At 69.6% G+C, this 14,474-nt stretch carries 8 protein-coding genes; 2 read left to right on the forward strand and 6 right to left on the reverse strand.

The genetic code is table 11. The annotated features are described in order from the left end of the window. Positions 1-3: 3 nt before the first annotated feature. Entirely contained in the window at positions 4-1,449 is a 1,446-nt protein-coding gene (locus ACZ69Q_RS34970) for a family 43 glycosylhydrolase (RefSeq protein WP_471049945.1), read from the reverse strand. Between the two features lie 563 nt (positions 1,450-2,012). Here ACZ69Q_RS34970 and ACZ69Q_RS34975 point away from each other — a divergent pair. Further along, positions 2,013-2,480 carry a hypothetical protein gene (locus tag ACZ69Q_RS34975; RefSeq protein ID WP_471049948.1) on the forward strand — a complete coding sequence of 156 codons (468 nt, stop codon included), beginning with the start codon at positions 2,013-2,015 and terminating at the stop codon, positions 2,478-2,480. 360 nt (positions 2,481-2,840) lie between these two features. Then, entirely contained in the window at positions 2,841-5,453 is a 2,613-nt protein-coding gene (gene rph / locus ACZ69Q_RS34980; protein WP_471049951.1) for a rifamycin-inactivating phosphotransferase, read from the forward strand. Between the two features lie 136 nt (positions 5,454-5,589). Here the strand turns inward: rph and ACZ69Q_RS34985 are convergent, their stop codons facing one another. The 5 genes from ACZ69Q_RS34985 to ACZ69Q_RS35005 form a co-directional block, all read right to left on the reverse strand. Then, positions 5,590-6,684 carry a serine hydrolase domain-containing protein gene (locus ACZ69Q_RS34985; RefSeq protein ID WP_471049953.1) on the reverse strand — a complete coding sequence of 365 codons (1,095 nt, stop codon included), beginning with the start codon at positions 6,682-6,684 and terminating at the stop codon, positions 5,590-5,592. Between the two features lie 99 nt (positions 6,685-6,783). Then, positions 6,784-7,980 (reverse strand): hypothetical protein, encoded by a 1,197-nt coding sequence (locus ACZ69Q_RS34990; protein ID WP_471049955.1) that lies wholly within the window; start codon positions 7,978-7,980, stop codon positions 6,784-6,786. A 25-nt stretch (positions 7,981-8,005) separates the two neighbouring features. Beyond that, positions 8,006-11,719 carry a non-ribosomal peptide synthetase gene (locus ACZ69Q_RS34995; protein ID WP_471049958.1) on the reverse strand — a complete coding sequence of 1,238 codons (3,714 nt, stop codon included), beginning with the start codon at positions 11,717-11,719 and terminating at the stop codon, positions 8,006-8,008. Positions 11,720-11,735: 16 nt separating this feature from the next. Continuing rightward, positions 11,736-12,515: a thioesterase II family protein gene (locus tag ACZ69Q_RS35000; RefSeq protein ID WP_471049961.1), complete on the reverse strand. Its 780-nt coding sequence runs from the start codon at positions 12,513-12,515 to the stop codon at positions 11,736-11,738. Then, a complete protein-coding gene (locus ACZ69Q_RS35005) occupies positions 12,512-14,446 on the reverse strand; it encodes an amino acid adenylation domain-containing protein (RefSeq protein ID WP_471049964.1) in 1,935 nt (644 codons plus the stop codon). The genes ACZ69Q_RS35000 and ACZ69Q_RS35005 overlap by 4 nt, the downstream gene beginning before the upstream one ends. Between the last annotated feature and the right edge of the window lie 28 nt (positions 14,447-14,474).

The raw sequence follows: 14,474 nt of genomic DNA on the forward strand, positions 1-14,474 counted from the left end.
GTCCTACTCCTTGTAGAAGGTGGCGTCCTGCCGGCCGACGGTGGTAGTCACCGGCTGGGTGTAGAGCAGGTTGTTGTAGTGCCGGATGTACCGGCCGGGGAAGTTGTACGACTCGTACGACACAGCCGCGGGGTCGGCGAGACCGGCCCGCTCGTGGAACGAGGCGTCATTGTCGAACAGGGTGGTGCCGTCGTCCTTCTCCACCCACACCTCGTTGTTCTTGTGGCGCAGGTAGTAGCCGGGGAAGTTGGCCGATTCGAGGGAGACGGTGCCGTTGCCGGCCAGGCCGGGGACGACGCGGAACTGCGAGTCGGCGAGTTCGGTGACGTTGGACTCGGTCTTGGCCCGGAACTCCCAGTGCCGGATGAAGTTGTCCGGGTAGTTGTAGGAAGAGAAGCGGACGGGGGTGACACCGTCGGCGACGGGGATGCCGAAGTTGGGTGTGCCGTCGGCGTTCCAGTAGATCTTCTGGTAGCGGGTGCGGCGGTTGGGGTCGTTGAGCGGGTCGCCGGTGATGTTCTTGTAGTTGCGGTCGTGGTAGACGAGGATGTCCGACTTGCCGTCCTCGGAGACCGTAAAGGTGTTGTGGCCGGGGCCGTACTGGCCGGTCTTGTCGTTGCTCTTGAAGACCGGCGTGGGAGTCTTGCTCCAGGCGGCCGGGTTCATCAGGTCGGCGGTGGCGTCGGCGGTCAGCAGCCCGAGGCAGTAGTTGGCGTCGGTGGCGCTGGCCGAGTAGGTCATGAAGACCTTGCCGTTCTTCTGGATGACGGCCGGGCCTTCGTTGACGCGGTGGCCGGCGGTCTCCCAGGCGTACTGGGGCTTGGAGACCATGACCGGGCTGCCCTCGATGGTCCAGGGGTTGGCCATCTTCGCCAGATACAGGTTGGTGCCGCGGCCGAGCGCCGGGTCCTCCTGGGCCCAGCTCAGGTAGCGGGTGCCGTTGTGCGTGAAGGTGGTGGCGTCCAGCGAGAAGGTGTCCAGGGGCAGGCTGATCCTGCCCTTCTCGGTCCAGGTGCCGGTGAGCGGGTTGGCGGCGCTGCTCTCCAGGACGTACGGGCGGATCCGCCAGATGTCGTTGGACCAGCCGGCCGTGAAGTAGATGTACCACTTGCCGTCGATGAAGTGGATCTCCGGGGCCCAGATGTGGGCGCCCATCTCACCGGTGGGGTGCTTGGTCCAGATCGTGGTCTCCGGGGCCGTGGCGAGGCCCTGGAGGGTGGTGGCCCGGCGCATGACGATCCTGTCGTACGCGGGGACCGTGGCGGTGAAGTAGTAGAAGCCGTCGGTGTGCTTGAAGATGTGCGGGTCGGCGCGCTGCTCGGCTATCGGGTTGGTGAAGGTGACGGCGGGGGACGCGGGCACGGCGGCCTGGGCAGGGGTGGTCACGGTGGTGAGCACGGCGAGCGCGGCCGCCGAGGCCACCAGAACCCGTCTGGCGAGATGTCTCATGTTTCTGTTGCGGCCCTTCGGGATCAGGCGGCCGTGGGGACGAGCCGCCACTGCTGGCAGGTGGTGCTGAGCCAGCTCCACCGGCGTATGTCGGTACCGTTGGCGTGCCGCGGTCGGCGACGTCCACGACCTTGCCGATGAGGCGTTGACGATGCGGGCGTAGTCGCCGCCGAGGTAGACCAGGCCGAACGATGTTCGACACTACGAACGGTGTGCGGAACTGCGGACGAAAAGTAAAGGCGGCTCAGAGGCGGCGTCAATGGGTCGAAGGAAACCGATATCCCGAACGCCGCCGACCACCCGAAAAAGCCACTGTCAGCCACACGACAAGCCCAGGCCACGCCCCGCGGCGAGTCGTACGCTTTCGTGGTTCCGGAGGGCACGCGGACGGCGTACCTTCCCCAAGGATCACTTGATCCTCTCCAAGCAGGCCCACGTTGCATCGCGGGTCAGGAAGGCGCGTGCGTGCTCAACGCAGTCACCGGCAAATGCGTGACCCGGTCCGGCTCCCTGATTGACCAGACCGTCCGAGGTCTCCTGGTCGGGCGCCAGGAGCAGCCCGCATGAACTTTCACGACATCGTGCAGGAGCCGGACGAGCACGTACGCTTCGCGTCCTACCTCGACGAGCTGCGGCATGTCACTGACGCAGATGAGTCCGACAGGGTCAGCCGGGTTCTCAACGATCCGGACCAGACGATGGCCCGGTCCGCCGTGCTGCGTCACTTGGACCGCCGAGCCGCTGACCTCTGTCTCGATCTCGCTTATCAGGGATGGGCGCAGGTGATGGCCCAGACCGTGACCGGCCATCCCTTTCTGACCCGACGGCTCCAGGAATGGTCCCTCTTCCGTGCCATCACGCTCAATCTGCCCTGGCACCGGGACGACCTGCTCGCGTCGTCCAACTGGCTCCAACTCAAGGCCGCCGTCGAGGCGAACACCCGAGCCCTGGAGGTTCTCGCCGAAGGCGGCCGTACCAAGCGGATCCGCAACAGCGCCAGGGGCACCCTGAAGGACCAGACACAGCGCTAGGGCCTTGTCGCCTTGTCCACGAGCTGCCCGAGAAGCTGGGCAGTTCCAAAGGACGGAAAAACAGGAAAGGCAAGGAGAACTCTCTCCTTGCCACTCTCAAGTTATAGCGCGCTGGGGGGCTTGCCGCAAGACCCGGGTCACGGTGCAGAATCGTCGGCCGATGCCAACAACCTGCGGAAATGGGGGGCGACGTGCGTGGGTTGTCGTCGACGAATGGGGCGCGGCCGGCTGGCGCGTCAGAAAGAGGACGACCAGGGATGAGGACGTGCTCGACAAGAGGTTCGGCAACGTCGGAGGCGCCGGTGATTCGATCGGCCACCGCAGTGCAACGCAGCACGGCTGCCGTGGAGGTAGGACGCAATGATTGAGCGGTACGTGCTGGATCTTCAGGAGGTCGACGAGACGCAGGTCGCGATCGTCGGCGGCAAGGGCGCGCACCTGGGCGGGCTGTCGCGGATCGAGGGCATCCGCGTGCCGGGTGGCTTCTGCGTGACGACGGACGCCTTCCGGCGGATCATGGCGGAAGCGCCGTCGATCGACGATCAACTCGACCAGTTGTCGCGCTTGGACCCGGACGACCGGGAGGCGATCCGCACGCTCAGCGCGCAGATTCGCCGGGCCATCGAAGGGATCGCCATCCCGGGCGATCTCGCGGCGGCGATCACCCGCGCGCTCGTCCAACTCGGCGAGCAAGCCGCCTATGCCGTCCGATCGAGCGGGACGGCGGAGGACCTGCCGACGGCATCCTTCGCCGGCCAGCAGGACACGTACCTGAACATCGTTGGACCGACGGCGATCCTCCAGCACGTCAGCCGGTGCTGGGCATCGCTGTTCACCGAGCGGGCCGTCACATACCGCCAGCGCAATGGCATCGACCACCGTACGGTCCACATGGCCGTGGTCGTACAGCAGATGGTCTTCCCGCAGGCGGCCGGCATCCTGTTCACGGCCGACCCCGTCACGGGCAACCGGAAGGTCGCCACCGTGGATGCCGGCTTCGGGCTCGGCGAGGCCCTGGTCTCAGGCCTGGTGAATCCGGACGTCTTCAAGGTGCGACACGGCGAAGTCGTCGCCAAGACGATCGCCGCCAAACAGCGTGCCGTGCACGCCTTGCCGGCCGGCGGTACGCAGGAAGTGGCGATCGACTCGCAGCGGCAGGAGCAGCCGGCGCTGACGGATGCTCAGGTCGTGCGGCTCGTACAGCTCGGGCGGCGGATCGAAGCGCACTTCGGCTGCCCGCAGGACATCGAGTGGTGCTTGGTCGACGATGGCTTCCGGATCGTTCAGAGTCGGCCGATCACGACGCTCTTCCCCATCCCCGACGGCGGCGATCAGGAGAATCACGTCTACGTCTCCGTCGGCCATGGGCAGATGATGACCGACCCCATGAAGCCCCTGGGGCTCTCCATGTGGCAACTGACCGCCATGGTGCCGATGCACGAAGCCGGCGGGAGGCTGTTCGTCGATGTCACCCGGCGGCTGGCCTCGCCCACGAGCCGCGCCGGCCTCCTGGATGTCATCGGGAGAGGCGATCCGCTGACCAAGGACGCCCTGGAGACCGTCCTCGAACGAGACGATTTCGTCCCGTCTCTCCCGGACGCGGGCCCTGGCGGGCCGCCGGTCGGCGGCCCGCCCGCCCCGATCGAGACCGATCCGGCCGTCGTCACCGAACTGATCGAGCGCAGCCAGGTGTCCATCGCCGCCCTGGAGCGCGACATCCGGAAGAAGACCGGACCGGCGCTGTTCGACTTCCTGCTGGAGGCCTTCGAGGAGCACAAGAGAGTCCTCAGCGATCCGCTGAGCATGCAGGCGATCATGGCGGGGATGGAGGCCACGTGGTGGCTCAACGACAAGCTGCAGGAGTGGCTGGGCGAGAAGAACGCGGCTGACACGCTCACACTGTCCGCCCCCGACAACGTCACGTCGGAGATGGGACTTGAGCTCCTCGACGTCGCGGACGTGATCCGCCGACATCCGGAGGTGGTGGCGTTCCTACAGGGAGTCCAGGCCGAGGGCGCCCAGGGGGATGGCTTTCTGGACGAGTTGGCGAAGCTCTCCGGCGGGACCGAAGCGCGCGACGCCATCGAGGCCTATCTCGACCGGTACGGCATGCGCTGCGTCGGCGAGATCGACATCACCAGGCCACGCTGGCGCGAGCGCCCCACCACGCTCGTGCCCGTGATCCTCGACAACGTCAGGAACTTCGAACCGGGCGCAGCCGAGCGGCGCTTCGAGCAAGGGCGACACAGGGCGCAGCAGAAGGAACAGGACGTGCTGTCACGCCTGCGTGCCCTGCCGGACGGGGACCGGAAAGCCGACGAGACCAAGCGGATGATCGACCGGGTCCGCACCTTCATCGGGTACAGGGAGTATCCGAAGTACGGCATCATCAGCCGCTACTTCGTCTACAAGCAGGCTCTGCTCGAGGAGGCCGAGCGGCTCGTGCAGGCCGACGTTCTTGCTGACAAGGAAGACGTCTTCTATCTCACGTTCGACGAGTTTCGTGATGTCGTGCGCTCGAACCAGGTGCACGACGGGCTCATCCAGCAGCGCAAGGAGGCGTTCCGGTCGTACCACGCGCTCACACCGCCACGGGTGCTCACGTCGGACGGTGAGGCCGTCACCGGGGCGTACCGGCGCGACGACGTGCCGGCCGGTGCCCTGATCGGCCTGCCGGTTTCCGCCGGGACCGTCGAGGGGCGGGCCCGCGTCATCCTTGACATGGCGGAGGCCGATCTCGAGGCGGGCGACATCCTGGTCACGGCCTTCACGGACCCCAGTTGGTCGCCGCTGTTCGTCGGAATCGCGGGCCTGGTGACGGAGGTCGGCGGCCTGATGACCCATGGCGCGGTGATCGCCCGAGAGTACGGCTTGCCCGCCGTCGTGGGCGTGGAGCAGGCCACCAGGCTGATCCGGGACGGGCAGCGGATTCGCGTACACGGAACCGATGGGTACATCGAGATCCTGTCCTGACCGAGCACACCGAAGAGCTCATCCGCCCTGCCCGTCCAGGGAAGTGAAGGCCGCCCACGCGGTGAGGTCTGTCGTGCGGGTCGGTCGATCGGCGTGTCAGGCCGCGCAAGACGACTCGGAAACCGCCTCATGCCTGTCATTCATGAGGCGGGACCGCCGATGACACCTCGGTCAGGAGCCGCTGCACGTCGGCGCCCCAGCGTGAGGCGATCACCAGGTCGCGTGCCGGGTCCACCCACAGCAGGTGGTTGCCGCCGTTGCCGCGGGCGCAGCGGCCCGTGCGCGGGGCGCGGGGCCATACCGTGCCCCCGTCGTTGAGCCACCACGACAGACCGTACTCGGGCTTGACCCGGCAGGGCGTCCACAGCTCCTCGATCCAGCGACGCGACAGGACCTGACGCCCGCCCCATGTCCCGCCGCGCAGACACAGCCGGCCGACGCGGGCCAGGTCCAGGGCGCTGATCCACAGGCCGCCGCCCCAGTGCGCGCCTCCGGAGACGACCTGCGTCTTGGTGCCGCCGCTCTCGACCACCGAGTTCTCGTAGCCGTGCCAGGACCAGTTGGCGGAGGCGCCGATCAGCGTCATGACCCGCTCGCGCAGCACGTCCGGCAGGGCACGGCCGAACAGGACCGTGAGCGCCAGCGCGGTCAGGTTCACACGGACGTCGTTGTAGGCCCAGCCGGCACCGGGCGGTCCGCCGGCCGACTCCGTGCCCTCACGGGTGCTCTGCGCGTCCACCCACGTCGGCTTGGACCACAGTTCCCCCTCCCACTGGCTGGTCTGGTCCAGCAGGTGGCGCCAGGTGATCGCACGCCCGTGGGCCGTGCCGAACTCGGGCAGGTCCACCGACTCCGACACGGGCTCGTCCAGGCGCAACACCCCGTCGTCGAAGGCGACGCCCGCCACCAGCGACAGCACGCTCTTCGTGGCGCTGAACGCCATCTCGGCCCGGGTCGGATCGCCCCAGGAGGCGAGGACGGTGCCGCGCCGCACGACGACCCCCGAGGCCCCCTGCCCGTCGAGGAGCGGGCCCATGACCTCGCGGTGGGAGGTGTCGGACACCTGGCGCGCGAGGTACGACGCCATGTCGCCGATGCCGGACACCGGCCGCTCCGCCTGGGCCCGCACGGCCCGCGCGAGTGCCGCCTCGTCCACACCCTCCCAGGGGTCGACGGTCCGCTCCGCCTCCTCCAGGACCTCACCGTCGTACCGCGATGTCACCGCATCCACGCCAAACCTCCGCCGCCCATCGGTACACCTGTCGTCCACTGGGCCACCGGCCGTTCTGCCCGGCAGCGCACCCCATCGAGCCGTCCCCCTCCCGCTGTATCAGCCGATCGCGTCCTGGAGGCTGCTCCTGCGCGGGAGTTGGGCGAGTCCGCCGCTGCCGAGACGGATCCGGTCCTCACTGATCATGACCCGGGCCGAGAGCACATCGCGTATCTGGCGGCTCAGGCTCCATTTGCTCGCCGAGGGCTCCCGGTAGGCATCCACCCCGATGATTTGGAACGAGTCGAGCACGCTCTCGTTCGCCAGGGCGGCGGCCGTCAGGCGCAGCGCGTTCGAACGGCGCACCATGGCGTCGCTCGCGATGCCCTGCAGCTCCTCGTACTGGCCGGCGATCGACCGGATCTGCTCCGTGAGTTCGTCGATGGTGTCCGACGCCCGTCCGAGCCGCATCGTTTTGGCGGTGAGAACGTCGGGCGCCGCCCTGCTCTGCTGCCGCCGGAAGGCGTCCTGCGCGACGGCGAACGCGGATTCGGCGATGCCCAGCCAGCACGCGGCCCAGCCCAGGTTCGACAGCGGCATGATGACGCGGGCCGAGGCCTCGCTGAACGACTCCTCCAGGATCCGGTCACGATATGTGCGGGCCCGGACCCGGCCGCCGCCGCTGCCCGTCCCGCGCATGCCGAGCGCCTGCCATTCGCGCCATTGGGAGATGACCAGTTCGTCGCGGTGCACCAGTACCACGGCCTGCTCGGTGACGGGGTCGTCGGCCGAGCGCCGGGCCACCAGCAGACCGGCGTCGGCCTGTTGGAGGTAGGAGGAGACGGAGACGTTCTTGTCGATGACGATGGCGTCGTCGCCGTTGCCGTCCGGCTGCTCACGGCAGTGGGCTCGGCTCTCCCGAGGGCTCGCCGCCCCGGTCTCCGACATCAGGCTCGCCACCAGCGGCTGGGTCTCCCACGCGGAGTCGAGGAACTCCTGCACGGCCGTGCTGGTCTTCGGCTGGCGTGCGACCGCCTGGATCTGTCCCTGGTGCATCGCCCAGATCATGGCGGTGGAGGCGCATGCCTGGCCGAGCGCGTGGGTCACCGCGACGATCTGCGGGGCGGTCCACAGGCCCTGGCCCGGGTGGGGTTCGGGGGCGAGCAACCGGTGCCGTTTGAGCGCGGCGACGGCCTCGGAGGGGAAGCGGCCCGCGGCGTCGACGTCGGTGGCGTGGGCGCGGGCCACGGCTGCGACGGCGGCGACCCGTTCGCGCAGGGTCAAGTCGTCCGGGTTGTCGTTCAGGTCTTCAGTCATGACGTCTTCCGTACGTAGGGGGGTTCTAGCCGCCGAAGTCCATGAGCCGGTCCCTCAGAAGGGGGCCGGTCTCAGCCAGTTGGTCCGGGTCCAGCATGCGAAGGTGCGGGGCGGTCGTCGCGACGGTCTCCGTCTCGCCCGCGAACAGGCCCTCCCAGTACGGCCCGTCGAGGTCCGACGCACGGTCCGAGGCCAGGAAGTGCGTGAGCCCGCAGGGCACCTGGGCGGCGGGCCCGTCGAGGTCCACGTCGGCAGCGTCGAACATCACCACGTGGGCGACCTCATATCCACGGTCCTGGAGCTCCGCCGCGACGCTCGGAGCCAGCGCCGCGCCGATGGACCAGCCGACCAGCACGATCGGCCCGAGCACATCGATGTCCTCCACGGCCGAGACGAACTCGTCCAGTACGGCGGCCGGATCGGCGGATCGCCCGTCCGCCTCGAGGATCGGGGACAGGACACCGTGCACCGGCATGTGCTTGGGCAGATACGGAAGCAACTGGACGAAGCTCCACGCCGTACCGCTGAGCGGAGGGAGGCAGACCACCGTCGGTTCGCCGCCCACGGTCCGCAACGGAACGGAGGGCTGCGGAACGAAGTCCGGGCGCCCGAGCCGCTCGGCGAAGGTCCGCGGAGTCGGGAAGCGGAAGACCTCGGCGGTCTCCAGACTGACCCCGAACATGTCCGTCATGCGCAGCACCATCTGCACCGCGAGCAGTGAATGACCGCCCAGCTCGAAGAAGTTGGAGTCGCGCCCGATGTCGTCGCGGCCCAGCAGGTCGCGGAACACCCCGCGGATGAACTGCTCGTGGGGCGAGCCGCCGTCGAGGTCCGGCGCGGGCGCCGGCCTGGTGGTGTCGGCGAGGATCCGGCGGTCGAGCTTGCCGGCGGCCGACATCGGCAGGGTGTCCAGCCTGACGAAGAGGGACGGGATCATGTACTCCGGCAGTGTCCGGGAGAGCTGCTCGCGCAGTTCGCCCGCGTCGGGCATGGTGTCGCCCTCGGGGATGATGCCGGCGATCAGCCGGTCCGCGGTCTCCGGGTCGACGCCGACGACGGCGTGGGTGACGCCGGGGCACTCCGTCAGCCGTTTCTCAATCTCCTCCAGCTCGACCCGGAAGCCGCGCACCTTGACCTGGGTGTCGAGCCGCCCCAGGAACCGCAGCCGTCCCTGGGCGTCCCAGCGCCCGGCGTCCCCGGTGCGGTACCGGCGGTACCCGTCCGCCGCGATCCGGTCGAGCGGGAAACGACTGGCGGTCAGCTCCGGCTGTCCGACATAGCCTTGAGCCACTTGGGGACCGGCCAGGAAGATCTCGCCGGGTACGTTGACCGGGCAGGGACGGTAGGACGCGTCCAGGACGTAGGCGCGGTTCAGGCCGAACGGGGCGCCGACGCAAGATGTCGTCTCCACCCGATCGGCAGGTACCTTCCCGGCTCCGCCGAACTTCTGGACGGTGCAGTAGACGGTGGCCTCGGTCGGACCGTAGAAGTTCCAGTACTCGAGTCCCCGCCCGTCGAGGTAGGCGGCGAACTCGCCGGGCAGCGGCTCGCCACCGAGCATCAGCTTGGTGCCGTCCGCGACCTCGACTCCCGCCTCACGCAGGGACTTCCACACGGTGGGCGTGCCACCGACGTACGTCACCGGCGGTGTCGCTGCCAGCGCCCGCCCGACCGCCGCGGGACTGATCGCACCCTCGGGGAGCAGGTGGACCGAGGCGCCGGCGAGCAGCGGGACCAGGTACTCCAGCAGGGAGATGTCGAACGAGGTGGTGGTCAGAGCGAGCGAGACGTCGTCGTGAGTGATCCCGAGGAGGTCGACCGCGGACGCGCAGAAGGTGGAGAGCGCCGAACGGGCGACGGCCACGCCCTTCGGGTCACCCGTCGAACCCGAGGTGTACATGATGTACGCGGTCATCTCCGCGTCGGCCTGCGGGCGGGCGGCCGGCTCGGCGGTACGACCCCGTAGAGCGGCCGGGCTCACTGTACGGACACTCGCACCCACCTCCGTGTCCTCGTCGCTCACCACGAGCCGGGCACCGGCGTTGTCGAGCATGAACTCGACCCGCTGAGGCGGGTGCGCGGCATCGAGGGGGAGGAAGACCGCACCCAGTTTCCACACGCCGAGGACGGTGGCCAGGAAGTCGAGGTTGCGTGGCAGACGGACAGCGACCACGTCGCCACGGCAGATGCCCTCGGCGGCCAGCGCGTCGGCGAACTGATCGGCCTCCTGTGACAGTTGGCGGAACGTCAGGTCATCGCCGCCGGAGCGGGCGGCGATCCGGTCGGGCCAGGTCTCCACCGCCTGGCCGAACCGCGCGAGGACGTCAGGGACGGGCCGTGCGGCGGACTCGACGGTGCCGAGCCCGGAGAAGCCCCGCACCCGGTTCGCCTCCTCCTCGGAGGCGAGATCGAGGTCCGCCACCCGCAGCGACGGCGTCGCGGCCGCCTGTCGCAGCACCTGGCCGAGATGGGAGATCAGGGTGAGCATGGTGCTCTCGTCGAAGCGGGCCGTGTCGTACTGGAGCCGCAGCCGCAGACCGCCGCCCTCGGGTACGAAGGTGGTCGTCAGGTCGTACCGGGCGCCGCTCAGCTCGACCCAGAGGTGCTCGGCCGGCTCCAGACCCGCCAGCTCGAACGGCACGTCGGGCAGGTTGGCGACGGACAGCGAGACCTGGAAGATCGGCGAGACATTGCCCTGCCGCGGTACCGACAGGCCCTGGAGGACCTGGTCGAAGGGGAGTTCCTGGTGTTGCAGCGCCTTCAGGCTGGAGCTGCGGGTGGACTTCAGCAGATCCAGGAAGGAGGCGTCGTCATCGACCGAGACCCGCACCGAGATGAGGTTGAGGAAGAGTCCGACGGTGGATTCGAACTCCGTCCTCGTGCGTCCGGCGACCGGCGTGCCCAGCACGACGTCCCGCTGGTCGGAGTACCTGGTGAGCACCACCGAGAGCGCCGCCGCGAGCACCATGTACAGGGTGCAGCGGCCCGTCGACGCGAGCCGGCGGGCCGCGTCGTGGACTTCGTCCGGCAGCATGAGGTTGAGCATGGCGCCGGTCATGTCCCGACGCTCCGGACGCGGGCGGTCCCAGGGCAGTTCGGTCTGCGCGGGGACTCCCTCCAGGTAGCCCCGCCAGAACTCGACCTCCTCCCGGATCCGGTCCTCGTCGAGCTGATCGCGTTGCCAGGCGGCGAACTCGGGGTACTGGACCGTCACTTCCCGGGGCTTCTGGTCGGTCGCGCCGACCTCGCGGTTGTAGAAGAGGGCGACCTCCTCGATGACGTTGGCCAGGGACCAGCCGTCGAGCGCGATGTGGTGTCCGATGATGATCAGCGCGTGCAGCGTGGGGTTCCAGCGCAGCAGGTAGGTGCGCATCGGTGCCGCGGAACCCAGGTCGAACGGCTGCTCGGCGGCCTCCCGTACAAAGGCCTCGATGTCCTGCCGCAGGCTGTCGGCGGACAGGTCCCGCGCGGACATGTCCACGACTTCCAGCGGCTGCCCGGCCTGCGGCTCGACCCACTGCATGGGCTCCTGGCCGCCGGTCGCGGGGGTGATCCTGGTGCGCAGGGCGTCGTGCCGGTCGACGACCGTGCGCATGGCGGCGTCGAGCGCGTCGACCACGAGCGCGCCGCGCAGAATGCGCACATCGGTGTTGATGTAGGCGACGTTGCCCGGCGCGACCTGCTCGACGAACCAGATGCGCTGCTGGCCGAAGGACAGCGGCGTCTCTATGCGGGACATACCAGAGCTCCAGAACTCAGGGGCGAAGGGCGTGGGGGGCGCGGTCGGTGACCTGGGACGTGTGGCTGTCGAGATCGAGCCGGATCGCGTCCAGCACCTCGGCCGTCCGCTCGTGCGGGAAGAAGTGACCGCTGTCGAAGACCTGGGTTGCCGCCGACTCGGCCGCATCCGGCCATCGGGCGAGGGTCTCGGGTGGGGCGAGCCGGTCGGTCCGGCCCGCGTACACGGCGGTGGGGGTGGTGATACGGCGGCCGCCCCACTCGAAGCCGCGCAGCGACGCGAGGTCGCTCAGGAGCATCGCGACGGCCAACTCCCGTACGGCGGGGTCTTCGAGCACTTCCGCCGGGGTACCGCCCGCCGTGCGCAGGAAGTCCAGGGCTTCTTCCTCGGTGCCGTTCGGCACGGGCGTCTCCCGGCGCAGGTGGGGCGGGTGGGTCGCGCAGACGACGAGCAGCGCCGGGACTGCCTGCGGATGGTGCTGCTCCAGGTCCAGGACCGCTTCGGCGGCGATGAGGCCGCCGAGGCTGTGGCCCACCAGGACGTAGGGCTCACCGAGACCGGCCAGGGCGCCGGCCAGCGTGCGGGCCCGATCCCTGACGGTCGGTGCCGGGGATCCTGCGGAGGGCATCGCCGTGCGCACGCCGAACAACGAGAACCCACGGGTCCGGGCTGGTGTCGTCCACCGGCGGAATGCGTGGGCAGTGCCGCCCGCGTGCGGCACCGCCACGAGCGGTAGCCCGGCGGGCGGCTCCTGCGGCCCGCGATCGGGGCCGAGCGGGAAGAGAACGGAACTCATGCCGGGAGCGCCTCCTGTCGTGGCTCGGCACCGTCCTGCTGACCGATCTCACGCAACCTCACGCGGTCGATCTTGCCGCTGCCGGTCGTCGGGAACCGGTCGACGACCGTGAACCGGGTCGGGACCATAGCCGGGGTGAGATGTGCCAGGGCGTGGCGGCGCAGTTCCGCCCGGACGGGCGGGTTCTCGGGGTCGGCGACGAGGAAGGCGACCAGCCTGTCCCCGCCTGGCGTTTCGACCTTCAGCACCGCGCTGGCGCGGACCTTCGGGTGCTGGTCCAGAACGTGCTCGACCTCCGCCGCCTCGATGCGCACACCGTGGATCTTGATCTGCTGGTCCATACGCCCTCGGTAGTCGAGGACCGCGCCGCCGTCGCCGGCCGGTGATGAGGGGGACCATCGGACGAGGTCGCCCGTGCGGTACATCCTCGCGCCGGTCCCGTCGAAGGGGTCGGGCACGAACCGCTCCCTGGTGAGGTCCGGGGCATTGGCGTATCCCGAGGCGAGGCACACCCCGGCCAGATGGAGTTCGCCGACGGCTCCGAAGGGCGCGAGTTCCGCGTTCGGCGTGAGCACATAGGCGCTGACGTTGTCGATGGGCCGCCCGATCGGCACCGCGGGGCCCGGCTCGGGTGCGCGGCAGTCCCAGACGGTGACGTCCACCGCCGCCTCGGTGGGGCCGTAGAGGTTGTGCACGGTGGCGCCCAGCGTCGAAGCCGCCCGGTTCGCCAGCGCGGGTGGGAGCACCTCACCGCTGCACACCACCCGGCGCAGCCGCGTGCATTCCGCGGCCCGGGGTTCTTGCAGGAACTGCTCCAGTACGCAGGGTACGAAGTGGGCGATCGTGGCCTCCTCCCGGATCACGGTCTCCGCCATCTCCTCGGGATCCAGGTGCGCCAGTGGCGGGGCCAGCGCGAGGCGGGCCCCGGCCAGCAGCGGCCAGAAGAACTCCCACACGGACACGTCGAAGTCGAACGGTGTCTTCTGAAGGACGATGTCCGAGCCGTCGAGCCGGAAGTGGTCCTGCATCCACAACAGGCGGTTGACGATGGCGCCGTGCGGAACGACGACCCCCTTCGGGCGCCCGGTCGAGCCGGACGTGAACAGGACGTACGCCGGATCCTCGGACCGGGTTGGGAGCCCGGCCACGGCAACGGGTGCAGGCTCGGCGGTGGGCGGTCCCGACCGCCGAATGCCGGAGAGGTCCAGCAGGGTCACGTCGGGTGCGGCCCGCCGTACCGTCTCCGCGGTGTCCTCGGCGCATACGACGATCCGCGCACCGGCGGTGTCGATCATGGTCCGGAGCCGGGCGGGCGGGGCCTCGGGGCTCAGCGGCAGATACGCCCCGCCGGCCAGCAGGATGCCCAGCAGCACGCCGGGAAGTTCCACCGAGCGCCGACCGCTCACCCCGACCACGTCGCCTCGGCGGACGCCCTGCGCCTTCAGCAGGTCCGCGAACGCACCTGCGCGGGCGAGGAGTTCGGCGTAGGTGAGCGAGTCGTCCCCGGCGGTGACCGCCACCCGCGCGGGGTGGAGCTCGGCGGTCCGGGCGATGAGCTCGTGCAACGGTGTCGGCGGACGGGGCACACGTGCTCCGCCGAGCGACAGCAGCATCCGGCGCTCCTGCTCGCCGGCGACCAGCAGACGGCCGAGACCGGCGTCGGGCAGCGCTTCGAGTCGCGCCAGAACGGTCGCGGTGCGCTCGGGCGCCCACCGGGTGAAGGTCTCACCGCATGCGTGCGTCAACGTCTGCAGCCCGTCCTCGCCGCCTTCCGGCAGTTCGAGCAGGCAAGGCCGGTGGTCTCCGCGGCCGTCCCGGCAGCCGTCACAGTCCACTTGAAGGCGGACCGGGCCACGCCCGCACCCCTCCTCGATCACCTCGGCGAGCCGGGTGACCGCCTCGCGCTCGCCGTCCGCCAGCGCAACGCTCACGCCCGGGGGAGTAGTTGTTTCCTGCCCT

Source organism: Streptomyces sp. NPDC036764 (assembly GCF_055609385.1).